Origin of the sequence: Pseudomonas sp. D4-21 (assembly GCF_051132125.1) — a bacterium.
GTDB lineage: Bacteria > Pseudomonadota > Gammaproteobacteria > Pseudomonadales > Pseudomonadaceae > Aquipseudomonas.
The window spans coordinates 3,758,819-3,783,932 of sequence record NZ_CP071664.1; the positions used below are offsets into that span (position 1 = coordinate 3,758,819).

A 25,114-nucleotide genomic window follows, 5' to 3' on the forward strand; every position below is an offset into this window, starting at 1 on the left:
ACGTACCGGGCCGAGGGAAAATTAGGCATCGGCCACGGCGGCTTCCAGGGCGCGCCGGAAAATGTCGGCGACCCGATCGATTTCCGTCGCCGTGATAATCAATGGCGGCAGGAACCGCACCACGCCGCCCTGTCGGCCGCCCAATTCCAGGATCAGCCCACGCTTGAGGCACTCGCGCTGCAAGCGTGGCGCCAGACGCGCATGCACCGGTGGGTGACCTTGGGTGTCCGGCACGCCCGCAGGGTCGACCAACTCGACGCCGAGCATCAGGCCGCGACCGCGAATATCGCCCATCTGCGGGAAATCCCGTTGCAGGATTAGCAAATGCTCGCTCAAGCGCTCGCCCATGGCGGTGGCGTGGGCCGGCAGGTCGTGTTCCACCAGATAACGCATCACAGCGCAACCGGCTGCCATGGCCATCTGGTTGCCCCGGAACGTGCCGGCATGGGCGCCCGGCGCCCAGGTGTCGAGCCAGTCGCGATACACCACGACCGCCAGCGGCAGGCTGCCGCCGATGGCCTTGGACAGCACGACCACGTCCGGGACGATTCCGGCATGCTCGAAGGCGAACATCTTGCCGGTCCGGCCGAAGCCACTCTGGATTTCATCGACAATCAACGCCACCCCGGCCTGCTCGGTGATCCGCCGCAAGCCACGCAGCCAGTCGAGGTCGGCCGGTACGACGCCGCCCTCGCCCTGCACCACTTCGACGATGACGGCCGCTGGCAATTGCACGCCGGCCTCCGGATCGTTCAGCAGGTTTTGCAGATAATGCAGGTTGGCCTTGACGCCTTCCGCGCCACCCAAACCGAACGGGCAGCGGTAATCGTAGGGATACGGCATGAACTGCACGCCGTTGCTGAGCAAGGCGCCCAAGGGCTTCTTCGGCCCCAGGTTGCCCATCAGGCTCAACGCACCCTGGCTCATTCCGTGATAGCCGCCCTGGAACGACAGCACCGTGCTACGCCCCGTCGCGGTACGTACCAGCTTGAGCGCCGCTTCTACGGCGTCGGTGCCGGTGGGGCCGCAGAACTGGATCTTCGCCTCGGCGACCAGGGCTGCCGGCAACAGGCCGAACAGATCCTGGACAAAGCGGTCCTTCACCGGCGTGGTCAGGTCCAGGGTATGCAGGGGCAGTTCATCGGCAAGCACTTGCCGGATCGCCTCGATCACCACCGGGTGGTTGTGCCCGAGCGCCAGCGTGCCGGCGCCAGCCAGGCAATCGATGAAAGTACGGCCCTCGACGTCTTCGACGTACAGCCCCTTGGCGCGCTTGAGCGCCAGGGGTATGCGTCGGGGATAACTGCGTGCATTGGATTCCTGGCGGTTCTGGCGCGCCAGCAACGGTGATTCGTCGAATTGGTAAAGCGTCTCGACCGGCGTGGAGCCGCCTCGTACTGTCGACGCTTCGATAGGACTTGTGACTGACATGTTCTCGACCCCGCAATGAGTGACCAAACGGCGCACCGGGCAGGTGCGCATTCGCAGCGCACATGCAGGTTTCCTGTTGTGGGAACGCATCAGCGAGGCACGGATTTACTGCCTCGGGCTATCTACTGAGTCAAAGAGGCTTGCAGCGGCACGGTCAGCTCGACCCGCAGCCCGTCCGGGCGGCTATCGAACTGCAAGCCGCAGCCGCATCGCTGAACGATGGCCTGGACGATCGCCAGCCCCAACCCGCAACCTTCGCTCTGCCCAGTGCGCCAGAAGCGCTGCGTCAGGTGCTGGACATCGTCGGCGGCAATGCCGGGCCCGTGGTCGCGTACCTGGAAACGCACGCGCTGGCCCACCATTTCCAGGTTCAGCTCGACGTCAGTATCGTCCGGGGTATGGCGCAAGGCGTTGTCCAACAGATTGCGCAGCGCGGCTATGGACAAGACCGCCGGCATCTGGACCGGCGCATCGGACAATTGCGGCGAGACATGCAGCCTGATTCGCTGGGGAGCGCCATTGGCCGCGTCCTGGATAGCCAGCCGCGCGACTTGCGCGGCATTGCATTGCACACCGTCGTCGAACGACAGGCTGCCCTCGACCCGGGCCAGCAACAACAATTGTTCCAGGGTACGGTGCAACCGATCGGCGCCCTCCTCCGCCCGCGCCAGGGACTGGTCGCGAGCGGCGCCGTCGGTCATGCGCGCCACCTGCAGGTGCGTCTTGATGGCGGTCAAGGGGCTGCGCAATTCATGGGCCGCGTCACCGGTCAGGCGGCGCTCACGTTCGATGGCCTTGCCGATGCGCAGCAGCAGCTGGTTCTGGGTTTCCAGCAAGGGTTGCAACTCGCTGGGCAACGGCTGGATCTGCAACGGCTCCAGGGAGTCCGCGTTACGCCGCGTCAACGCATCGCGCATGCGATTGAGCGGCGCCAAGCCCTGGCCGACGCCTAGCCACAACAGGCACAGGCAACCGAGCAACGCCACGCCGACCGGCACCGACGCCGCCAACAGCACCGACATGTTCAAGGCTTCGCGTTCAATCTGGCGGTCGGCGGTGGTGATACGCAAGTCGCCACGGGCCAGGGTGAAGCTGCGCCACGGCGCGCCATCGATCATCTGGTCATGAAAGCCCATCTTCTCGGCTTCCAGCGGTTGTCCCGGGGTGTCGTGGCTGCGTGCCAGGATTTCGCCCCGCAACGAGGTAACCTGACAAGCCATGCCCCCCGGGACGCTCAGTTGTTCGGCGCTGAAATGCGTACCCTCCCCCTTGCTGGGCACCGGCGGCAATTGCTCCAGCAGCCCGGCGACCATCTGTGCCGAGGCGACCAGGCGCTGATCGAGAGAAAACATCATCTGATTGCGCAGGTCGCTGAGCATCCACGCCGCCGCCAAGGCCCAGATCAGGGCAAATGCCGCGCCCAGGGTCAGGCTCAAGCGCAATCGCAGGCTCATCACTTGGAAGATTCCCCGCCGTCGGCCGGCCCCAGGCGATAGCCCAGCCCGCGCACCGTCTCGACAACGCCATTGCCCAGTTTGCGTCGCAGGTGGTGGATATGGACGTTGAGCGCATTGCTTTCCAGCTCGTCATTGAAGCCGTAGACGCTGTCCTTGAGTTGCTCGGTGGAGAGCACCCGGCCACGGCTGTGCAACAACGCCTGCAATAGCGCCTGCTCGCGCCGGGAGAGGTCAACCGGCTGGCCGTCCAGGGTGGTTTCCCGGCTGCTGGGGTCATACGTCAGGCGACCATGTTCGATCAGGTTGACGCTGCGCCCGGCAACGCGCCGCAACAACGTATGCAGGCGCGCCGCCAGCTCGCGCAGGTCGAAGGGCTTGAGCAGATAGTCATCGGCGCCGGCCTGCAAGCCGTCGACACGGTCGGTCACCGAGTCCCTCGCGGTCAGGATCAGCACCGGGATTTCCAGGCCCTGCTGGCGCAATTGCTTGAGCAGCTTGAGGCCATCTTCATCGGGCAAGCCGAGGTCCAGCACCATGACATCGAACGTCGCCACGCCGACCATGGCCCGCGCCGCCGATGCCGTGGCGACGTGCTCGACCGTCAGGCCTTGAGCCGTGAGCCCGGCCACGATGCCGCTGGCAATCAGCGCATCATCTTCGCATACCAATACGTGCATGAACGCTCCATGGGCAAAAGCCGCGATTGAACCAAGTGAACATTAAGGCGCAATTATGGCAGCCCGCAAAGCCGTGGGTGCGAGGCATACCAGTAACCGTTGGAAACATTCGAACCCATCGCCATACATATATACCGCACCCGAATGGACCGTCGCTTTTACTTTGGTACCCGCTGGACACATATTTTCCTTATTGAAGCAGGTATCCCAACATGTATACGCATACGAACGCGCTGCTCAGTTACGCCGACTTTGTCACCGCGATCCAAAACCTGGTCGACCATGTAAAAAAGCAACGAACAATGGCGACAAACGAGGGCCTGGAGTTATACAACCTGGGAGAATTCAACAGGGCGAAACTCCATCTATTGATAGCTGCCACGGATGGCAACAAAGAAGCGCAATATGCCTTGGCGGAGGTGCTGAGGCGTGACGCCGGAAACATGACCGAAGAGGCGCGAAACTGGTACCAAAAGGCTGCTGGTCAAGATCATTTCTACGCCCTGCTGCGACTGGCGGACGAAACGTCGTTGGCCAAGGCCAAGGCATTGGCTGAAGCCAACGCAGACCCGGCTGAGCGCCTGCTACAGCTTTACGAATTGACGGGGGACATCGAGTCGTTGAGAAAATCCGAGCGAGCCGGTTCCTCCGAGGCCAAATGTATCCTGGCTTACTTGTATGGAAGGGATGAAAAACTTGTCCCCTCCGGCCTCACCCCAACGGCTGAACAGACGAGACTCCTGCTGGAGGCCGCGATTGCGGGCTTGCCCAAAGCCATGGCGTGGTACCCCAGACTGTTAACAGTACGCGATAAGACAACCAGACGTGCCTGGTTGGAAAAGAGGCTTCAGCTCAATGATGTCAATGCCTTGCTGGACTACGCCTTTGCGATCTCGACGGAATACGACATGGACGAGGATGAACAGGAATACGGCTACGAAAAAGACCTTGTCAAAGCCTACGCTCTGCTCTGGCTGGTCAGTGATACAACGCGCCAATTCAAGCGCCACGCTGATACTGTCAAAAATCTCGCCCACCTCGAAGCGCAATTGACCGCGCAAGAAATCACCGACGCCAAGCAACAGGCCCAAGCGTGGAAACTGAGCCATCCCCCGATGTCCGAATACCGGTTAACCTATCAGGAATTTTGATTGGCCCGACGGGTGCCGGCACGTTTGTAGGCTGGCGTTAACTTAAGGTTAATCGCCAGCCGCCACTGTGCGCCTCACTCTCCTGGTTCTAAGGCTCTACCCCATGCGTCGATTGTTTTTGCTGTGGCTGTTTCTGATCTCGGGCCTGGCCCAGGCCGCCAATCCCTTCGAAACCAAGCCCGACTTCCTGCCGGTGGAAAAGGCATTCGTCTTTACTTCCGAACGCCTGGACTCCGGTGAAACCCAGTTGTTCTGGCAGATCGCCGACGGGTATTACCTGTATCAGCAGCGGCTCAAGTTCGATGGCCTGGCCGAAGCGCAGAAACCGAAGCTGCCCGAGGGCGAAGCCCACAGCGACGAGTTCTTCGGCGACCAGCAAGTCTACCGCCAGGCATTGGAGCTGAAGATTCCCGCCGGGGCTACCGGCAAGGTCAAGGTCGGTTTCCAGGGCTGCGCCGATGCGGGCCTGTGCTATCCGCCCCAGACCCAAATCGTAGATCTGGGCGGCGCCGCACCGGTGGCAAGCACTGGCGAGGCGCAAGACCAGGCGCTGGCCAACGGCTTGCAGCAGCGCGCGCTGGGCTGGAGCCTGCTGGTGTTCTTCGGCCTTGGGCTGTTGCTGGCGTTTACCCCTTGTTCGCTGCCGATGCTGCCAATCCTGGCGGGATTGGTGGTGGGTAGCGGCGCCGGGCCCCGGCGCGGCCTGGCGTTGGCCGGCAGCTACGTGATCAGCATGGCGATGGTGTACGCCGCCATGGGCGTGCTTGCCGCGCTGTTGGGAGCCAATCTGCAGGCATTGCTGCAACAGCCGTGGTTGCTGGGCACCTTCGCGGCCATCTTCGTTGTATTGGCACTGCCGATGTTTGGCTTTTTCGAACTGCAACTCCCAGCCGCCCTGCGCGATCGCTTGGAAAACGCCGGCCGCCAGCGCCGCGGTGGCAGCCTGGTGGGTGCCGGCGTTCTGGGAGCCCTGTCCGGTCTGTTGGTAGGGCCGTGCATGACTGCGCCGCTGGCCGGCGCGCTGTTGTACATCGCCCAGAGCGGCAACGCGCTGCATGGCGGCCTGATCCTGTTCACCATGGGTGTCGGCATGGGCCTGCCGCTGTTGTTGCTGGTGACCGTCGGCAATCGTTTCCTGCCCAAGCCAGGCGCCTGGATGAACCTGCTCAAGGGCGTATTCGGCTTCCTGTTCCTGGGTACCGCGTCGCTGATGATCCGCCCGGTCATCGACGGCTCGCTGTGGATCGGCCTTTGGGGCGCTCTGCTGCTGATTGCCGCTTACTGCGCCTGGCGCCAGACCCAGGGGTTCGGTCGCGCGCCCTATCTGTGGGGCAGCGTATCGCTGCTGTTCGGGTTGTGGGGAAGCCTGCTGGTGGTCGGGGCGGCGGGAGGCAGCGACGATCTGTTCAAGCCGCTGGAGGTCTACAGCGGTGCCCAGGGCAATGCGACTGCCCAGGCCCACGACGCCTTCATCACCGTCAGCGAGCCCGCCGCCCTGCAACGGGAATTGGACAGCGCCAAGGCCCAGGGCCAATGGGTCCTGCTGGACTACTACGCCGATTGGTGCGTGTCGTGCAAAATCATCGAGAAACAGGTGTTTGGCCGCGCCGAAGTCATGGCCGCGCTTAGCGACGTGCGCCTGCTGCGCCTGGACGTCACTGCCGACAACGCCGCCAGCCGAGCGCTGCTCCAGCGCTACCAGGTGCCGGGCCCGCCCAGCCTGCTGTGGATCGGGCCCGACGCAGAAGAACGCCGTGGCCAGCGCATCACGGGCGAGATCGATGCCAAAGGCTTCCTGGAGCGTTGGAACCTGACCCGGGATGCAGGCTGATGCTGACCTTTACCCTGGGCACCTTTGCCATCGCTATCCATCACCTCCTGTTGATCAGCGCGCTGGCATTGGCGACGTTCGTCGGCTGGCGAGTGGCCAAGCGCGGGGGCGAGAACCCCGAGTCGGTGCTGTTCGTGCTGTTTCTCCTCGGGCTGCTCGCCGCACGAACAGGTTTTGTCGTGGCGTACTGGAACCATTATCGGGACGACCTCTGGCAGATCGTCGATCTGCGCGATGGCGGTTTCCTTGCATGGCCGGGGATATTGGTGCTGTTGGCCGCGGCGCTGCTGTGGGCGCGGCGCCGACCGACCCTGCGCCGGCCATTGGGCTTTGGTGTGGGCAGCGGCCTGCTGTTCTGGCTGGTGGCGACAATGTCATTGACCATCTATGACCAAGGCACGCGGTTGCCGGAGATCGAGCTGCGCAACGCCGACGGCCAAACGGTGAAACTTACCGACTATCAGGGCGGGCCTCTGGTGGTCAATCTGTGGGCCACCTGGTGCCCGCCCTGCCGTCGCGAAATGCCGGTGCTGGAAGCCGCTCAACTGGAACGCCCGGACTTGACTTTCCTGTTCGTCAATCAGGCCGAAAGCATGCATAGCGTCAGCACTTACCTCGCCACCCAGGGCCTGAGCCTGCACAACGTGCTGTTCGACGGCAGTGGCCGTCTCGCCCAGGCCGTCGGGTCAATGGCCTTGCCGACGACCCTGTTCTACGGCGCCGATGGCCGCCTGCTCGGCAGTCACCTGGGTGAACTGTCGGAAGCCAGCCTGGCCCGCGCCCTGGAAAATTTCGAAACGCCGGGTCCAACCTCGGCGATCCCACCTTCTACAAGGAAACTGCCATGCCCCGCCTCCACCACCTGCTGACCCTGGCTTTCGCCGGCGCGTTGCTGCAGGCACCGCTGCTTCACGCCGAAGAATTGCCAGCGGCCATCAAGAAGATCGAAGCCAAGGGCGCGAAAATCGTCGGCACCTTCCAAGCACCGGACGGCCTGCGCGGCTACGCGGCGCAATACCAGAACCGTGGGATGGCGCTGTACCTGACGCCGGACGGCAAACACGTCCTGCTGGGCAACCTGTACGACGCCGACGGCAAGGACTTGAGCGCCGAACCGCTGCAAAAACTGGTCTATGCCCCGATGGCCAAGGAAATCTGGGCGAAAATGGAGGCCAGCAACTGGATCGCCGACGGCAGCAAGGACGCACCGCGCACCGTGTACCTGTTCAGTGACCCCAATTGCCCGTATTGCAACATGTTCTGGGAACAGGCCCGGCCGTGGGTCAAGGCCGGCAAGGTGCAGTTGCGCCACATCATGGTGGGCATCATCCGCGAAGACAGCCCCGGCAAATCGGCCGCCCTGCTCGCGGCCAAGGCGCCAGAAAAGGCGCTGGCCGACCATGAGAAAGCCGGCAAGGGCAGCTCCCTCAAGCCGCTCAAGGAAATACCACCGGCCATCCAGGCGAAACTGGACGCCAATCAGCAATTGATGGACGAGTTGGAGCTGTCCTCCACGCCAGCTATTTTCTACCTCGATGACCAGGGCGAACTGCAACAGCAGAAAGGCGCGCCGTCGTCGGACAAACTGGTGGAGATTCTCGGGCCTAAGTGATCCGGAACACTGAACTGTGGCGAGGGGATTTATCCCCTCGCCACAAAGTCAGTGCATCCGTTTCAGAAATCCCAACAACGCTTCAGTCACACATTCCGGATTCTCCAGGTTGGATATATGCCCCGCCTGCGCAATCAGCATGTGTTCGCAGCCGATCAGCTCGGCCATTTCCCGGGCCTCGGACGGTGGCCGCGGCTTGTCCTGGTCGCCACACATCACCAGCGTGCGCCTGGCATCCAGTTCAGGCAGGCGCGACAGGATGTCGTCCCGACCAAAAATGATCCGCCCCAACGGCACGATACTGTCCCTCAGGCGATCCGTTGGCAGCGCGGCCAAGGTGGCACGGAACTGCTGGTAGAGCGCCGACCGCGGATCGATGCCCGGCCGGAAGAAAATCGGCACGATGATATCCAGCAGCGGCTCGGGCACGCTGCCACTGGCCTCGATCTTGTCGAACAGTGAAAAATAATACTGGCGGGTCGGTTCCGGCTCTACCCCGACGTAGGTGTCCATCAACACCAGCGAACTCACTCGCTTAGGCGCTGCCAGCGCCAACCGCGCTCCCCACATTCCGCCCACCGACAGGCCGACCAGGTTGAAGCAGTCGATATCCAGGTGATCCATCAACGCCAGTGTCTGGCGGGACAGGTCGTCCAGTGAGGTCATGCCCTCGGGAAGTCGTCCGGATTGCCCGTGGCCCCATAGCTCCGGGACGATGACCCGATAGTGTTTCGACAGGGCATCGACCTGTGGCGCCCACATGCTCTGGTCCCACAAATAGCTGCTACCCAGCACCACTACCGGGCCTTGGCCCTGGTCCAGGTAATGGAGCGGTTGTCCGTCAATCGTTGCAAAGGGCATCGGTGACCTCCTTGTTTGGCAATGGAATGGCCCAGGGGAGACTGCCGTGACCCGCACTGAGCGTCAACCGCTGGGCTAAACCGCTTCGTAACGACCTGTAAGGTCTGACAGTAGATAAACGCAGCCACTGACGATAGCTCGACGGTTCGATCACAAAACCGCGACAAAAGTCTCGCCCCCCATCGCGAGCAGGCTCGCTCCCACATTTTGATCTCTGGACTCCGATCCATTGTGGGAGCGAGCCTGTCGCGATGAGGCCGCGACAGGCATCACAGCACTACAATCCCTCCAACTCCGCCATCAGATCATTCAACCGGTCCACTTTCTCCTCGGTCATTTCGCTGGCTTGCAACCCCGCAATGTATTCAGCCAATTGCTCCACGGTGCTGCACTCGAACATCGCCCTGAGCGGCACGTTGCGTTGCAAGGCCTTCTGCACGCGGGAGGCAATTTGTGTCGCCAGCAAGGAGTGCCCGCCCAGCTCAAGGAAATTGTCCCGCGCCCCCACCCGCTCGACCTTCAACACTTCGGCCCAGATATCCGCCAGGGTCTGCTCCAGCGCATTGGCGGGCGCCTGGTAGTCGTGGCCGTGCAACTGGCCGATTTCCAACGCCGGCAGCCCCTTGCGATCGAGCTTGCCGTTGGCATTGAGGGGCAAGCGGTCGAGCCACAGCCAGTGCAGCGGCACCATGTATTCGGGCAGCTCGCTGCGCAGGCGCTGTTTGATCCGATCCAGGCGTTCGCTCGGGCTGAGCGTCGAGTCGGCAGCAACCAGATAGCCCACCAGATGCTTGCCATTGACGCCCTCCTGCACCCCGACCGCCGCGTCGCGGACTTCGGGCTGCTCATGCAGCCGTGCTTCGATTTCCCCCAGTTCGATGCGGTAACCGCGGATCTTCACTTGATGATCGATGCGCCCGACGTATTCCAGCACGCCATCGCTGCGGCGGCGCGCCAGGTCGCCAGTGCGGTACAGCCGCTCGCCCGGCGCGCCGAACGGGTTGGGCACGAAGACCGGCGCCGTACGCAACGGATCGCCGACATAACCACGCCCCACTCCGGTGCCGGCGACGCACAACTCGCCCACCGCGCCCAACGGCACCAGTTCCAGCGCGCCGTCGAGCACGTACAAACGGTTGTTGTCGGTCGGCGTGCCGATGGGCAGGTAGGTGCCACGGGTCGAGGCCATGTCGACCCGGAAGAACGCCACATCATCGGAACATTCCGCCGGTCCGTAGGCATTCACTAGGGCGATGTCGGGGTAACGTACCAGCCATTGATGGGCCAGTTCCGGTGGCATCGCTTCGCCGGTGGGCAGCATCCAGCGCAAGCCATCCAGACCGGTGTGCTCCTGGGCGAGCATGCCCTGGATCAACGAAGGCACGCTTTCCAGCACGGTAATGCCCTGACGACCCACATGGTCCAACAGTCCTTGGGGATCGTGAGCGATGGCATTGGGCACGATGTCCACCCGGGCGCCGAACAACGGGGCGGCCAGGAACTGCCACACCGAAATGTCGAAGCTCTGGGACGCGGTCTGGGCGATCACGTCCGTTTCATCCAGCGCCAGGTACGGCACTTTGCTGAGCTGGTTGTTGAGCATGCCGCGCTGCTGCACCATCACGCCTTTGGGCAAGCCGGTGGAGCCAGAGGTGTAGATCACATAGGCGAGGTTGTCCGGCCCGCTGTAAACGCCAGGATTGTCCACCGCCGTATCACTGCCCTGGACGTCTTCCCAGACCAGCAGCTTCGGCCTCCCGGCACAGGCGAACTCTTCCAGCAAGGCCAACGCCTGTTCGCGACAAGCTCTCGTGCACACCAGCAACGGCGTGCGGCTCAGCTCGATGATGCGGCTCAGGCGTTGGCTCGGCAGGCCTGGGTCCAGCGGCAGATAACCGCCGCCGGCCTTGAAGCTGCCGATGATCATGCCCAGCAAGTCCAGGCCGCGCTCGGCCAGCAGCGCCACCGGCTGGTCGAGACCGACGCCCGCCTCGATCAGCCCATGACCGAGGCGGTTGCTGCGTTCGTTCAACGCGGCGTAAGTCCAGCTGTCGTCCTGGCAACTGGCGGCAATGCGTTGCGGATGAGCCGCCACCCGGGCCTCGAACAGCTCCACGTAACTCTGCTCCAGCGGATAGGCACGTTCGCTCTGGTTGCAGCCCTCGATGAGGAAAGTCTTTTCTTCAGACCCGATCAGCGCCAGCTCGGCCATGTCACCGTGGAAACCTTCGATCAGCGCCAGCAGCAATCGCTTGAACTCACCCAGCAGCCCCTGGACCGTCGACTCATTGAAGTAACGCTGGTCGTAGGACAGGTGCAGTCCGAGATCGTCGCCCGGGTAACACACCGCCGTCAGCGGGAAGTTGGTGTGGGTGCGCCCTGAATCCGAGGTGGCGTTGAGGCTCTGGGCGCGGTCCAGCACCGAGACTTCCACCGGCGCGTTCTCGAACACGAACAGGCTGTCGAACAACGGCTGGCCCTTGGGCAGTTCGCTGACCTCCTGGATGCTCACCAGCGGCAGGTATTCGTACTCGCGCAGTTGCATGTTGCTGTCCAGCAAACCGTTGAGCCATTGGCGCACGCTGCAACGCTGGTCATCCGACGGAATCTGCACTCGCAAGGCGACGCTGTTGATGAACAGCCCCACCGTGCGCTGCATGTGCGGCAGCTCCACCGGACGGCCGGCCACGGTGACGCCGAACAGCACGTCGCGATCGCCGCTGACCCTACGCAGCACCAAGGCCCACGCGGCCTGGGCGAAGGTATTGACGGTCAGCTGATGGGCCTGGGCCAGCTCGCGCAAACGCGCACCGTCTCGAACGTCGAGCCGGGTGTAGCAATCGCCGACGACCATGCCGCCGCTGTCACCGGCGTGCTCGCGCAGGAACGGTCGATCCGCGGGGATCGGCGTGGTCCGCTCGAAGCCTTGCAGGTTCTTCTGCCACCACTGCCGGGCTTCGGCCAGGCTCTGGTGTTGCAGCCAACCGATGTAGTCGCGATAGCGCGGCGGCACGGCCAGGTGGGGCTCGCGCTGTTCGCCAAGGGCCGTGTAGATTTCGAAGAAATCGTCCATCAGCAGCGAACGGCACCACGCATCGATGAGGATGTGGTGGTTGCTCATCATGAACCAGTAACGCGCCGCGCCAACCCGGATCAAGCGCAAGTGGAACGGCGCCTCGTTCAACAGATCGAAACCGGCCTCCCGTTCGCTCTTGAGCAGCGCCTGGAGTTTGGGCTCCTGGGCGTCGTCGGGTACTTGCGTCCAGTCGAGGTATTGCACCGGCGTGCGGCCGGGTTTGTGGATGACCTGCAGCATGTCTTCACCGACATTCCAGCAGAACGAGGCGCGCAAGGCTTCGTGACGGGCGATCACCGCCTGCCAGGCTTGGGCGAAACGCTGAGGGTCGAGTTCACTGTTGATGCGGTAGCGGTCCTGCATGTAGTACAGGCCCGTGCCCGGTTCCAGCAAGGTGTGCAGCAGCATGCCTTCCTGCATCGGCGTCAGTGGGTAGACGTCTTCGATCTCCGCGGCCGGCACCGGCAGGTTGTCCAGTTGCGCCTGGGTCAGTTTCGCCAGCGGGAAGTCCGACGGCGTCAGGCCGCCCGCCTCGTCCGTCAGGCAGTGTTCGATCAAGTGCTGCAGTTCGTCGAGGTAAGCGTTGGCCAGCACGGCGATGCTCTGGCGGTCATGGCGCTCGGCACTGAAGGTCCAGCGCAGCGCCAGTTCGCCGCCGCTGACCTGGCAGTCGAGGCTCAGCTCGTTGGGCAGCGGAGCGTCGGGGTCGTGAATCGCGCCAAGCGGCTCGTCCAGCGGTCGGAACAGCGCGTCCTGGCCGAGGGCATGGTCGAGCTGGCCGAGGTAGTTGAAAGTGACCATCGCTTGCGGCAGGCCGGCCATCGCCTCGCGGGTGCCGCTGTCTGTCAGGTAACGCAGCACGCCATAGCCGAGGCCCTTATGGGGCACGGCGCGCAGTTGCTCCTTGATGGCTTTGATCGAGGTGCCGATATCATCGGCCGATGGGCTCAGGCGCAGCGGATAGACACTGGTAAACCATCCCACGGTGCGGGTCAGATCGATGTCATCGAACAGCGCCTCGCGACCATGACCTTCGAGCTGGACCAACGCCGAATCGTGATTGCTCCAACGGCACAGCACCCGGGCCAGCGCCGTGAGCAACAGGTCATTGACCTGGGTGCGGTAGGCACTGGGCGCCTGTTGCAGCAATTGCCGGGTGCGCTCGGCGTCCAGGCGCAGGCTGACGATGTCGGCATGCCGTTCCTGCCGCCCGCCGTCGGGACGCGCGCAAGGCAGTGTCACCTGCGGACCACTTAACTGACCTTGCCACCAGCTCATTTCCTCGCGCAGGGATTCGCTACCGGCGTAGGCCCGCAAACGCGCGGCCCAATCACGCAAGGGGCTGGTCTTGGCTGGCATTTGCAGCGTTTGTCCGGCGACGCATTGGCGGTAAGCCGTTTGCAGATCGTCCATCAGCACCCGCCATGACACACCGTCCACCACCAGGTGGTGAATCGCGATCAGCAGGCGCTGCCGACCGTCCGGTAGCTGCGCCAGCACGGCCCGCAGCAGCGGCCCAGTCGCCAGTTCGAAGCCACGCTGAGCCTGGGCAAACACGGTTTCGCAGGCGTGCGGCGAGCCCACCGATACCGTTTCCAGCAGCGCTCCCTCGAACACTGGCTGATGCTCGGCGCGCCACTGACCGGCGCTGTTGCCAAAGCCCAGGCGCAAGGCGTCGTGCTGCTCGAAAACGGCGCGCAACGCTTGCTCCAGACCATCCGCTTCCAAGGGCGTGGTCGGCTCCAGCAACAACGCCTGGTTCCAATGTTCACGGTTGGGTATTTCGTTGGCCAAGAACCAGTGCTGGATCGGCGTCAACCCCGACTCACCGCTCAACAACCCTTGCTCGGCGCTCACCTGTTCGCTGCGAGTTGCGACCGCCGCCAGGGCCTGCACGGTCTGGTGCTGGAACAGGTCGCGTGGCGTGAAGTGGAGGCCCTGTTGCCGGGCCCGGCTGACGACCTGGATCGACAGGATCGAATCGCCGCCCAGCTCGAAGAAGTTGTCGTTGAGGCCGACCTGCTTCAGGTTCAGCACGTCGCACCAGATTGCCGCCAGCGCTTGCTCCAAGGCATTGCTCGGCGCCACGTATTGTTGGCGATTGAGCTCCGGATCCGGCATCGGCAAGGCGCGGCGGTCGAGCTTGCCGTTGGCGGTCAGCGGCATGCTCGCCAGCAGGATCAAGTGCGCGGGCACCATGTAGTCCGGTAGCTGCGCCCTGAGGTGGTTCTTCAACGCTTCGCGCAGCGACGCTTGCCCGGCGGCGTCCTGAGCGGCGATGTCGGTGGCCAGATAACCGGCCAGTTGCTTGCCGCCGGGCATGTCCAGGGCCAGTACCACGGCCTCGCGCACGGCATCGTGCTCCAACAAACGGTTTTCGATTTCCCCCAGCTCGATGCGGAAACCGCGAATCTTCACCTGATGGTCGATGCGTCCAAGGTACTCCACCTGGCCGTCGGCGCGCTGGCGCACCAAATCGCCAGTGCGATACAACCGTCCGCCATTGGCGGCAAACGGGTCGGCGACGAAACGCTCGGCGGTCATGCCCGGGCGCTGGTGATAACCCTGGGCCAGCCCGGCGCCGCCAACGTACAACTCACCGGTCGCGCCCTGCGGCACCAATGCCAGGTCGGCGTCGAGAATGTAGGCGACCCGAGCACCGATCACGCTGCCGATCGGCACGCTGCCGGCGCCCTCCTCCAGTCGCTCCGGGGCGAGGCTCGCCAGCGGCATGACCACGGTTTCGGTCGGCCCGTAGGCGTTGAAGAATAGATCCGGGCTGAATGCGGCGCGGATACGCTGCAAATGCTCGCCGGTCAGGGCCTCACCACCGGTGATGCACATGCGCACCGGCAGCGTCTGGCCCTGGGTCGCCAGCCATTGCGACAATTGGCTGCCATAGCTGGGGGTGAAACCGAGGATATTGATGCGGTGTTGGCGAATCAGGCCGCAGATTTCCTCGGCATCCCACTGGCCCTGAGCGCGCAGCACCACGTGGGCCCCGCTGAGCAAGGGCACCAGCAAGCGCTCGGTGGCGGCGTCGAAATTGATCGAATAGAAATGCAGCTCGCAGTCTTCGGGGCGCATGCCGAAGCGCTGGATCACCGCCTGGCAATGCATGGCGATTTCGCCGTGGGACACCACCACACCCTTGGGTTTGCCGGTGGAGCCGGAGGTGTAGATCAAGTAAGCCTGGTGTTGCGGCAGATTGATCAGCCCTGGTGACTGGTCGGGGTAATCCGCCACGGCCGCGCTGTCGTCTTCCAGGCACCAGCGCTGCACGCCTTCCGGCAGTGGGCCTAGGGCCTGGAACATGGCCCGATCGCTGAGCAACAGACCGACGCCGCTGTCCTCGATCATGTAGAGCAAGCGGTCCAGCGGGTATTCCGGATCCAGCGGCACGTAGGCGCCACCCGCCTTGAGGATCGCCAGCAAGCCGACGACCATTTCCAGCGAGCGCTCCAGGGCCAGGCCCACGCGAACCTGAGGCCCGACACCACGTTCGCGCAACATCCAGGCCAGGCGATTGGCCCGGCGTTCGAGTTCGCCATAGGTCAGGGTCTGCTCGGCGAACGTCAGCGCCGGCGCGTCCGGGCGCACCCTGGCCTGTTCTTCGAACAATGAATGGATGCATCGATCCAGGCGATGCTCGCCCGGTTCTTCGCCCAGACTCTCGAGCAACTGCCGCTGTTCGCCGGCCTCCAGCAACGACAGCTCGCTCAGCCGCCGGGCCGGATCCACCAACAGCGCTTCCAACAGGTTGCGCCAGTGCCCGGCCATGCGGGCAATGCGTGGCTCGTCGAACAAATCGGTGCTGTAGGTCAGGCAGCAACCCAGGCGCCGGTCCAGATCGGTGACTTCCAGGTTGAGGTCGAACTTGGTGGCCCGCGCATCGTTGACCAGATAGTCGACGCTCATGCCGGCCAGCGTGCGGCTTTGTTGGAATTCCCACCGCTGCACGTTGCACATCACCTGGAACAGCGGGTTGTACGCCGCGCTGCGCGGTGGCTGCAACGCTTCCACCAGATGATCGAACGGCAGGTCCTGGTGGGACTGGCCCTCGATCACGGTGTGGCGCACCTGCTCCAATAGCTCGCCAACGGACATCTGCCCGTCGAGTTGGCAACGCAGCACTTGGGTGTTGAGGAACGCGCCGATCAACCCTTCACTTTCCGGACGGATGCGGTTGGCCACCGGCGCGCCGATGCGCAGGTCGGTCTGGCCGCTGTAGCGATAAAGCAGCACGGCCAGGGCAGCGGTCACCGTCATGAAAAGGGTCAAGCCATGCTCGGCGTTGAAGGCACGAACCCGTGCGGCCAAGTCATCGCTGAGGTCGAAACGGAACAGTTCGCCGCGATGGCTTTGTACCGGCGGACGCGGGCGGTCCCCCGGCAATTCCAGCAAGGGATGTTCGCGGCCCAGCTGCGCGGTCCAGTAATCGAGTTGGCGTTGGCGCTCGCCGGATTCCAACCACTGGCGCTGCCAGGCGCTGTAGTCCAGGTACTGCACCGGCAACGGTTCCAGCGGCGACTCGCGATCATCGATAAAGGCTTCGTACAGCGCGCTTAGCTCCCGGGCGAAGATGTCCATCGCCCAGCCCTCGGTGACGATGTGATGCAGCGTCAGCACCAGGTAATGTTCGTGCTCGGCGGTCTTGACCAGGCATGCCCGCAGCAGCGGCCCGGTTTCCAGGTCAAAGGGCTCGTGAGCTTCGCTGTCGGCCAGTTGCTGCACCCGTTGCTGGCGAATGTCGGCGTCGAGCATGGAGAAGTCCTTCCAGTCCATGCGCAGGCCCGTCTCGTCGTGTACGTGCTGGCGAGGCACGCCGTCGACGCTCGGGAACGTGGTGCGCAAGGTTTCATGGCGCAGGATCAACGCCTGCAACGCCGCTTCGAAGCGCCCGACATCCAGCACCCCGCGCAGCCGCGCCATGCCACCGACGTTGTAGGCCGGGCTATGCGGTTCCATCTGCCAGAGGAACCACATGCGTTGCTGGGAATAGGACAACGGCACCGGTTGGCTGCGGTCGACTTTCTCGATCGGCGGCTGACGGTTGGTCCGGCCGCTGGCCTGGATCAACCGCACTTGCTCGGCGAACGCTCCCAGCTCACTGGCTTCGAACAACGCACGCAACGGCAGCTCGACATCGCAGGCCTGGCGCGTACGGGAAATGATCTGGGTCGCCAGCAACGAATGGCCGCCCAGGGCGAAAAAATCGTCCCTCAAGCCGACGCGGGCAAGGCCCAGCACGTCGCGCCAGATCGCGGCGATCTGCCGTTCGAGAGCGCTGGCCGGTTCGACGTGTTCGCGCACCTGCCATTGCGGCTCGGGCAAGGCACGACGGTCGAGCTTGCCGCTCGGGCTCAGGGGCATGGCGTCCAGGCGCAGCAGTTGGGCGGGCACCATGTAGTCAGGCAGCTCACTGGCAAGGGCGTTTTTCAAGCGCGCGGCCTGGACGATATCGTCTTCATCAAGGACTGCTGCGGTGTAATAGCCGATCAACTGCGGACCGGCCGCCGTATCGCGCACCAGCACCGCCGCCTGGGCGACGCCGTCCTGGGCCAGCAACCGCGCCTCGATTTCCTGAGGTTCGACGCGGAAACCGCGCAGCTTCACCTGCTGATCGAGGCGGCCGAGGTATTCGATGACGCCGTCGGCACCCCAGCGCGCCCGGTCCCCGGTCCGGTAGAGCCGCGCGCCCGCCAGCCCTTGGGGGTCGGCGACGAAGCGCTCCGCGGTCAACCCGGGGCGCCCGAGGTAACCCCGGGCCAGGCCCAGGCCACCGATGCACAGCTCACCCGGCACGCCGGCGGGCACGGGATTGAGTTCACTGTCGAGGATGCGGCACAGCACGTTAGTCAAGGGACGGCCGATGGGCGAGCGCTCGCCATCTTCTGCGGTGCAGTGCCAATGAGTGACGTTGATCGCGGTTTCGGTCGGGCCATAACGGTTGTGCAATTGCGCCGCCGGCAACTGCGCCAGCACCCGGTTACGCAATTCGGCTGGCAAGGCTTCGCCCCCGGAGAAAATCCGCCGCAGGCCGGTGCAACGGGCACTCAACGGCTCGTCGATAAACAGGCTGAGCAACGGCGGGACGAAGTGCAGCGTGGTTACGCCAAACTGCTCGACCAATTGAGCGATGCGGTGCGGGTCGCGGTGTTCCCCCGGGCCGGCCAGGACCAATCGGCTGCCAGCGATCAGCGGCCAGAAGCACTCCCACACCGACACGTCGAAACTGATCGGCGCCTTTTGCATCAACACGTCGGTTTCATCCAGCTCATAGGCGGCCTGCATCCACTGCAAGCGTTCAGCCAGGGCCGCGTGGGTATTGCCGACACCCTTGGGTTGGCCGGTCGAGCCGGAGGTGTAGATCACGTAGGCCAGATGATCGCCGTGCAGGTGCAACCGCGGCGGGTTGCTCGGCCATTGCTCCAGGTGCAGCGCATCCATGGCGATGACGCTGACGCCCTCGCAGGCCGGCAAGCGTTCGAGCAGCGCGGTTTGGGTCAGCAGCAGATCGACGCCGCTGTCGTGGAGCATGTAGGCCAGGCGTTCGCTCGGGTAATCGACATCCAGCGGCACGTAGGCGCCACCTGCCTTGATGATCGCCAGCACGCCAACAAGCAATTGCGGCGAGCGCTCGGCGGCAATCGCCACGCACACGTCCGGGCCCACGCCTTTGTCCCGAAGATAATGGGCCAGCCGATTGGCCTGGGCGTGCAATTCAGCGTAGTCCAGCGAGCCGCCATCCCACTGCAATGCCCTGCGTTGCGGTGTGAGCCGGGCCTGGTCATTAAGCAGTTCCGGGAGCCATTGCGTGGCGGGCGCGCAGGGTGCCGCCGCCCAACGCTGCTGCTGGGCGAGTTCATCGGCGCTCAACAACGGCAAATCGCCCAGGGCCTGCTGCGGATCAGCGCAGACCGCCCGCAGCAAACTGCAAAAGTGCTCGGCCAGGCGCGCGATGGTTGCCGCCTCGAACAACTCGTCTGCGTAGTCGAACGACAGTGTCAGCCGACCGTTGCGGTCTTCTTCGCTGTGCAACTGCAGGTCGAACTTGGCCTCGCGGCTGTGCCATGGCAACTCATCCGCCAACAGTCCCGGCAGACGCCGCAACGCGCCGAGGTCCCGCTGCTGGTGGTTGAACATCACCTGGAACAGACCTTGATCGCGAGCCTGGGGAAAGGCTTCCAACAGCTGTTCGAAGGGCAGGTCCTGATGGGCCTGGGCGGCGAGCGTCGCCTCCCGGGCCTGGGCCAGCAGCGCGGCGAAGGGTTGACGCGAATCGGTTTGCGCACGCAGCACCTGAGTGTTGATGAAAAAACCGATCAAGCCTTGGGTTTCCAGGCGCGGGCGGTTGGCGTTGGGTACGCCGACGCGAATGTCGGACTGACCGGTGTAGCGCTGCAACAAGGCCTGGAACGCCGCCAGCAACAGCATGAACACCGTCGCGTCATGGGCCTGGGCGATCTGGCGCAGAGCATCACTGAGTGACTTGTCCACGCGCAGGCTATGGCGCGAGGCGCTGCGACGCAGTTGGGCACTGCGCGGGTGGTCGGTGCCCAGCGCCAGGGTCGGGTGCTCGTCGCCCAACTGCTGTTTCCAATACGCCAGTTGGCGATCGGCTTCGCCCTGGGCAAGCCATTGCCGTTGCCAACTGCCGTAGTCGGCGTATTGCAGCGGCAACGGCGCCAGCGCGGCGATTTGTCCTTGGGACGCTGCGGCGTACAGTCGCGAGAATTCTTCGATCAAGACATTCATCGACCAGCCATCGGCAATGATGTGGTGCATCGTCACCAACAGCAGGTGATCGTCTTCCGCCAGGCGCAGCAAGGCGACCCGCAGCAGCGGGCCTTTTTCCAAGTCGAATTGAGTGGCTGCTTCGTCTTCGCGGATACGCTGGGCCTGGGCTTCGCGTTGATCGGTGGCCACGTCGCTGAGGTCGATCACCTGGAGATTGAACTCGCCGGCCGGATCGATCCGCTGCAGGGCCACGCCGTCGCGCTCCAGGAACCGTGTGCGCAAGGATTCATGGCGCTCGGTCAATTGTTGGAGGCTGGCGCGCAGCGCTTGTTCGTCCAACTCACCGCGCAGGCGCAGAGCGCCGGGGATGTTGTAGGCGCGGCTGGCAGGGTCCAGCTGCCAGGTCAGCCACAAACGGTTCTGGGCCAGGGACTGCGGCAGGGCTTCATCGCGCGCCAACGCTTTGATGGCGCCTTGGGCCTGGCCGCCGTCCTGTTGCAGATTTGCCACTGCCGTCGCGAACGCGTCCAGGGTTGGCGCTTCGAAGAGCAGGCGCAGGTTGAGTTCCAGACCAAGCACTTCACGCAGCCGCGCAATGACTTGGGTGGCTGCGATGGAATTGCCGCCCAACAGGAAAAAATGATCGTCGCCACGAACCCGCTCAACGTGTAGCTGCTCGCACCAGAGGCGGCCGATCAATTCTTGCAGCTCGGATGATGGCGCGGTTTCATCGCCGGTTTCAGCCTTGGCCGAGGGGAACCGTGCATAGCTGTCGAGGCTGGCGTCCGCCAACCGGGCGCGGCACGCCGAACGTTGCAGTTTGCCGCTGGACGTCTTGGGCAGCGCCCCCGGGTTGAGCAGCACCACCACGCTCGGCGCTTGCTGGCAGGCGTCGGCCACGGCCTGGCGAATCGCGTTGATCAAGGCGTCGGGGGGCAGGATCTTCTGTACGCTACGGCTGATTTCAGCAGCGATGCCGATGCCTTCCTCGCCCGCCTCATCGACGGCGAAGGCGGCAACCCGTCCTTTGCGCACCACTTCCACTTCCCGTTCGATGGTTTGCTCGATGTCCTGGGGGTAGAGGTTGTGCCCGCGCACGATCAGCATGTCCTTCAGGCGGCCGGTGATGTACAGCTCGCCTTCGCGCATAAAACCCAGGTCGCCGGTGCGCAGCCAAGTGCGGCCGTCATGCTGGACGAAGGTCTTGGCGCTGGCCTCGGGGTTGCGCCAGTAACCGTGGGCGATGCTCGGGCCGGCGGCCCAGACCTCGCCCACCTGGCTGTCGGCCAGCGGTTGCAGGGTGTTGGGTTCGACGATCAGCACCGCATGATCCGGCTGGCTCACGCCACAACTCATCACCGCGCAGCCCTGCCCCGGCTCGGCACGGTTTTGCGTCAAGGCTGCATCGTCCATGCGCATCGATGGGATGCCTCGGCCACGTGGCGTGCCGGCCACGAACAACGTCGCCTCGGCGAGCCCGTAGGAGGCCATGAAACGGTCGGCCGTGAAGCCGCACGCAGCAAATTTCCCGGCAAAGCGCTCCAGGCTGTCGAGGCGGATCGGCTCGGAGCCGGAATAGGCCACGCGCCAGCCACTCAGGTCGAGGCGGCTCAGGGCGGACTCACTGACCCGTTCGCTGCACAAGCGATAGGCGAAGTCCGGGCCGCCGCTGATGGTGCCGCCGTACTCGCTGATCGCTTCGAGCCAACGCAACGGCCGGGCGAGGAAATAGGCCGGCGACATCAGCACGCAAGGCACGCCGCTGAAGATCGGCTGTAGCAAGCCGCCAATCAGGCCCATGTCGTGGTAAAGCGGCAGCCAGCTGACGATGACATCGTCGGGGTTCACATCGATGCCGAAGCCACGGCGGATCAACAGTTCATTGGCGACCAGGTTGCCGTGGCTGACCTGCACGCCCTTTGGCAAGGCGGTGGAACCGGAGGTGTATTGCAGGAAAGCAATGTCATCGCGTTGCAGCTGCGGCGCTTGCCATTGCTCGGCGCGGGTCGGATCGAGCGTATCGACGCACAGCACCGGCGGTGCCGATTCGATGGCTTGCAAGGTGTCGCGCAGGTCAGCGGTGGTCAGCAACAGCCGCGGCTCGGCATCGGCGATGATCGACAGCAAGCGCTCCTGATGATGCCGACGGGAGGATTCCGGCGGATAGGCCGGTACGGCGATCACGCCGGCATACAGGCAACCGAAGAATGCCGCGACATAATCCGGGCCGCTGGGGAACAACAGCACCGCTCGATCAGCGAATCGGGCCTCGGCCTGCAAGGCGGCGGCGATGGTCCGGGCGCGTTGATCCAGGTCGCGATAACTCAACACCACGCCCTGCTCCGGGGTATCGGCCAGGAAGCGCAAGGCCACCTGATCCGGGGTCAACGCGGCGCGGCGCTGGAGTGCGTGAGCCAGGGTGCGGGGAAGTTCGAACGCGTCGGTCATGGGGGGTTCCTGCCTGAAATTCGGCTTGCAAGTGGTCACCCATGGGGACGGATAACACCGGCAAATAATTAGTCGGCGACCTTGTCCTCACGCGGGTGGCAGAACTGCAAGCCATCACGCGCCGCGGCAACGGGTCGCAGCTATCGGGCTGGACTTCCTTTCATCAATAATTCTTCTTCTCAATTGACAATAATTATCATTACGCCTAATTTGGCCGTCGATGTGTAGGACATGTCCGCCGGACCGGTCGTCCTGCTAACTATTTGCAGCAAGGTGAATTCCATGACGGAACAAGTATCCACAAGCAGGTGCGACTCACCGCTACTCCAGGCATTCGTCGATAACCGAACCATCCTGGTCAAGATCGCAGCGCGTATCACGGGCTGCCGGTCCCGGGCCGAAGATGTGGTCCAGGATGCGTTTTTCCGGTTGCAGTCGGCGCCCCAGATCACCTCGTCCTTCAAGGCCCAGCTCAGTTATCTGTTCCAGATCGTGCGCAACCTGGCCATCGATCATTACCGCAAGCAAGCGCTGGAACAGAAATACTCGGGGCCGGAAGAGGAAGGGCTGAACGTGGTGATCCAGGGTGCTTCGCCGGAAACGTCTCACATCAACTTCTCCACGCTCGAGCACATTGCCGAGGCCCTGACCGAGTTGCCGAGCCGCACCCGCTATGCCTTCGAGATGTATCGCCTGCACGGCGTGCCGCAGAAAGACATCGCCAAGGAGCTGGGGGTCTCGCCGACGTTGGTGAACTTCATGATCCGCGATGCCCTGGTGCATTGCCGCAAGGTGTCCGGGGTGCGTGGAGATACCTTCGCTCGGCGGTGATTCCGCGGGGCTGACCGAGCAAGCTCACTCCCACGCAAGCGTCGTCGCAGTGCATGTGGGAGCGAGCTTGCTCGCGATGGGGCCTTGAGAATTGCGGTGAGATTTACATCAACGAACACCGGTCAAAAAACCGCTCGCGCCCCAGGATCATCAGCGCCGCTCGCTTGTGCGGAAAGTCGAATTCCTTTTCGCAGTGGAAACACTGGTTGTGCAGATGCCCGATCATGCGGGCGTTGTCGGCCCGGGGCTCGGCCACCACGCGCTGGGTGCGCGGATCGTCCAGAAACAGATAGTGCACCAATGCCGACAGCCAGCTGGCGACCTTATGCGGGCCACGGTGTTGTTCCTCGCCCACCAACATGTGAATGCCACGGTCATAATCGTTGGCCTGGTAGAACGGCGCGATTCGATCCTCCTTGGCCCAGTAGGCCTCGAAATAGGCGAATGGCTCGTCGCTGAAACAGCCGATCAGCGTCAAGACCCGAGGGTCGTGCTGCAAGTTGCCCAGGTACTCCCGGTGCTGCTCCAGGCTACCCTCCTCCTGCCAGAAGCTGGCGACCCGAGGGCTGTTCTGCCAACGATTGAAACGCGTCAGGTCCTGCTCGATTTCAAGGGTTCGCAAGGACACCCAGGCGCCCAGCCGCGCGTCGAAACGCCGATACACCTCGCCCCGAGGCTTGATGGGCCGGCGAGGATGACGCTTGCCATCGGTGATGATCATCTGTTGCGGATAACTGCCACTGAACGACTCCCCCAGCCAGGGCTGCGGCAGTTGCCAGAACAGCGTACGTTCGCATGCGTATTCGTTGGGTTGCGCGGTGCCCACCAGCAGGCCGCTGAGCAACGCTTCACCAGGACGCTCGTCAAGATGCCAGACCAGGCACTGGCAGCCCGGATCCCGGGTAAACAGCCAATAGCAGGCCGCCCAAAGCGCCGGCCCCACCGGGCGCCCGTTGGTTTCCTGCAAATGCACGTGCAAGGGCGCGCCCCGTTCCAGGCGCAGCCGGATCAGCGGCGCGCCTTCGAGCATCAGGCTCAGGTGACGTTCGGTTTCATCGGCGCCCAGGCAGCGACCGCCGGGCAAGGGCAGCGTCGCTGCAGGATTGAGGTCAGGCATTGAAGGCTCACGTATTCGTCGGTAATCAACGTGTGACGTGAGCCGGAAGGGGAAATTTAGTGTCGCCTCAGTGGCGAGGGGTCGACACGAGCTCGATCTGGTAGGGCATGAAAATCTCCAACAGCTGCCCGCTGTCTCTCAACTTGCCCAGCAATTGCCCAAACGCCTCCCCGGAGATCGGCGCCTGGGGTCGCAGCAGCGCGAAATGGTGATAAATCTGGTCGATACGCTCGGACACGAGCAGTTGCGGAGCGACTTGAGGATTGCGCAGCAGATAGTCGCTGAGGTACGAACGGGTCACCAGCGCAACGTCCGCGCGCCCACGCAAGACCATTTGCAGATTGCTGTCATGGGAATACGTCAGCGTGGCGTTGAACTGGCCGATCAGGAACTTGGGATCGGCATTGAACTCGGCAAAAGCGTAGTGATAACCGCTGAACAGAGCCAGCCGCTTGGCCCGCAGGTCCGCGAAATAGCTCTGCTGGCGGTCAGGCAAACGCTGGGTCACGAAGATCTCCGCATCCTCCAGGCCCATGTCCACCGTGGTATGCGGCACATCCTGCCAACCCCAGTCAGGGTTTTCGAAGATGGCCATGTCGATCCGGCCTTGCTTGAAATCATTGAAGCGCCGCGGGATCGAGGTAGGGACGAGCACAAACTGGTAATCGGCCTGGGCGCGATTCAACGCCTCGACCAGTTCCGGTAGCAGGCCGGTGTCCGCACCTTTTTCGGGTCGAACGGTATAGGGCGGAAAATGTGCCGCACCGATCCGGACCAGCTGCGCCGCCTCGACGGGCAACATCCATAACAAGGCCAGAGCAGCCAGAACGCGCGAGGTCACCCCCATCGGCGAAAACGTCAAGATAACCACTCCCCCAGAAG

General features: G+C 63.6%; 12 protein-coding genes. 5 read left to right on the forward strand and 7 right to left on the reverse strand.

The features are described from left to right. Positions 1-21 precede the first annotated feature (21 nt). The 3 genes from J3Q04_RS16725 to J3Q04_RS16735 all read right to left on the reverse strand — a co-directional run bounded on the left by J3Q04_RS16725 (position 22) and on the right by J3Q04_RS16735 (position 3,565). A complete protein-coding gene (locus J3Q04_RS16725; RefSeq protein ID WP_434610475.1) occupies positions 22-1,431 on the reverse strand; it encodes an aspartate aminotransferase family protein in 1,410 nt (469 codons plus the stop codon). A 122-nt stretch (positions 1,432-1,553) separates the two neighbouring features. Next, on the reverse strand, positions 1,554-2,885 hold the full coding sequence (locus J3Q04_RS16730) for an ATP-binding protein (protein WP_434610473.1): 1,332 nt from the start codon (positions 2,883-2,885) through the stop codon (positions 1,554-1,556). Further along, on the reverse strand, positions 2,885-3,565 hold the full coding sequence (locus tag J3Q04_RS16735; RefSeq protein WP_420764756.1) for a response regulator: 681 nt from the start codon (positions 3,563-3,565) through the stop codon (positions 2,885-2,887). The genes J3Q04_RS16730 and J3Q04_RS16735 overlap by 1 nt, the downstream gene beginning before the upstream one ends. A 212-nt stretch (positions 3,566-3,777) precedes the next feature. Between J3Q04_RS16735 and J3Q04_RS16740 the strand changes: the two genes are divergently transcribed. From J3Q04_RS16740 to dsbG, 4 genes are all read left to right on the forward strand, one after another. Next, the gene (locus tag J3Q04_RS16740; RefSeq protein WP_420764757.1) at positions 3,778-4,716 is read left to right on the forward strand and encodes a sel1 repeat family protein; all 939 of its coding nucleotides are present in this window, start codon (positions 3,778-3,780) and stop codon (positions 4,714-4,716) included. 103 nt (positions 4,717-4,819) lie between these two features. After that, a complete protein-coding gene (dsbD, locus tag J3Q04_RS16745) occupies positions 4,820-6,547 on the forward strand; it encodes a protein-disulfide reductase DsbD (protein WP_434610470.1) in 1,728 nt (575 codons plus the stop codon). Further along, positions 6,547-7,416 carry a TlpA family protein disulfide reductase gene (locus tag J3Q04_RS16750; RefSeq protein ID WP_434610468.1) on the forward strand — a complete coding sequence of 290 codons (870 nt, stop codon included), beginning with the start codon at positions 6,547-6,549 and terminating at the stop codon, positions 7,414-7,416. The genes dsbD and J3Q04_RS16750 overlap by 1 nt, the downstream gene beginning before the upstream one ends. Beyond that, a complete protein-coding gene (gene dsbG / locus J3Q04_RS16755) occupies positions 7,392-8,159 on the forward strand; it encodes a thiol:disulfide interchange protein DsbG (RefSeq protein ID WP_434610466.1) in 768 nt (255 codons plus the stop codon). Before J3Q04_RS16750 ends, dsbG begins: the two co-directional genes overlap by 25 nt. Before the next feature lie 48 nt (positions 8,160-8,207). Here the strand turns inward: dsbG and J3Q04_RS16760 are convergent, their stop codons facing one another. Together J3Q04_RS16760 and J3Q04_RS16765 are read right to left on the reverse strand one after the other, a co-directional pair. After that, complete coding sequence (locus tag J3Q04_RS16760; protein WP_434610463.1) at positions 8,208-9,020, reverse strand: alpha/beta fold hydrolase; 813 nt, start codon at positions 9,018-9,020, stop codon at positions 8,208-8,210. Positions 9,021-9,297: 277 nt separating this feature from the next. Further along, entirely contained in the window at positions 9,298-22,284 is a 12,987-nt protein-coding gene (locus J3Q04_RS16765) for a non-ribosomal peptide synthetase (RefSeq protein ID WP_434610461.1), read from the reverse strand. Positions 22,285-22,566: 282 nt separating this feature from the next. On the opposite strand from J3Q04_RS16765, the gene J3Q04_RS16770 reads away from it, so the two are divergent. Continuing rightward, on the forward strand, positions 22,567-23,115 hold the full coding sequence (locus J3Q04_RS16770; protein WP_039589001.1) for an RNA polymerase factor sigma-70: 549 nt from the start codon (positions 22,567-22,569) through the stop codon (positions 23,113-23,115). Positions 23,116-23,218: 103 nt separating this feature from the next. Here J3Q04_RS16770 and J3Q04_RS16775 read toward each other — a convergent pair whose 3' ends face one another. Further along, complete coding sequence (locus J3Q04_RS16775) at positions 23,219-24,232, reverse strand: GNAT family N-acetyltransferase (protein ID WP_434610459.1); 1,014 nt, start codon at positions 24,230-24,232, stop codon at positions 23,219-23,221. Between the two features lie 67 nt (positions 24,233-24,299). Further along, positions 24,300-25,094 carry a substrate-binding periplasmic protein gene (locus J3Q04_RS16780; RefSeq protein ID WP_434610457.1) on the reverse strand — a complete coding sequence of 265 codons (795 nt, stop codon included), beginning with the start codon at positions 25,092-25,094 and terminating at the stop codon, positions 24,300-24,302. Positions 25,095-25,114: the final 20 nt, after the last annotated feature.

Excerpts from the sequence above, each read along its gene's own strand:
- J3Q04_RS16725 (WP_434610475.1), bottom strand. The coding sequence starts at position 1,431 with ATGTCAGTCACAAGTCCTATCGAAGCGTCGACAGTACGAGGCGGCTCC.
- J3Q04_RS16730 (WP_434610473.1), bottom strand. The coding sequence starts at position 2,885 with ATGAGCCTGCGATTGCGCTTGAGCCTGACCCTGGGCGCGGCATTTGCC.
- J3Q04_RS16735 (WP_420764756.1), bottom strand. The coding sequence starts at position 3,565 with ATGCACGTATTGGTATGCGAAGATGATGCGCTGATTGCCAGCGGCATC.
- J3Q04_RS16740 (WP_420764757.1), top strand. The coding sequence starts at position 3,778 with ATGTATACGCATACGAACGCGCTGCTCAGTTACGCCGACTTTGTCACC.
- dsbD (WP_434610470.1), top strand. The coding sequence starts at position 4,820 with ATGCGTCGATTGTTTTTGCTGTGGCTGTTTCTGATCTCGGGCCTGGCC.
- J3Q04_RS16750 (WP_434610468.1), top strand. The coding sequence starts at position 6,547 with ATGCTGACCTTTACCCTGGGCACCTTTGCCATCGCTATCCATCACCTC.
- dsbG (WP_434610466.1), top strand. The coding sequence starts at position 7,392 with ATGCCCCGCCTCCACCACCTGCTGACCCTGGCTTTCGCCGGCGCGTTG.
- J3Q04_RS16760 (WP_434610463.1), bottom strand. The coding sequence starts at position 9,020 with ATGCCCTTTGCAACGATTGACGGACAACCGCTCCATTACCTGGACCAG.
- J3Q04_RS16765 (WP_434610461.1), bottom strand. The coding sequence starts at position 22,284 with ATGACCGACGCGTTCGAACTTCCCCGCACCCTGGCTCACGCACTCCAG.
- J3Q04_RS16770 (WP_039589001.1), top strand. The coding sequence starts at position 22,567 with ATGACGGAACAAGTATCCACAAGCAGGTGCGACTCACCGCTACTCCAG.
- J3Q04_RS16775 (WP_434610459.1), bottom strand. The coding sequence starts at position 24,232 with ATGCCTGACCTCAATCCTGCAGCGACGCTGCCCTTGCCCGGCGGTCGC.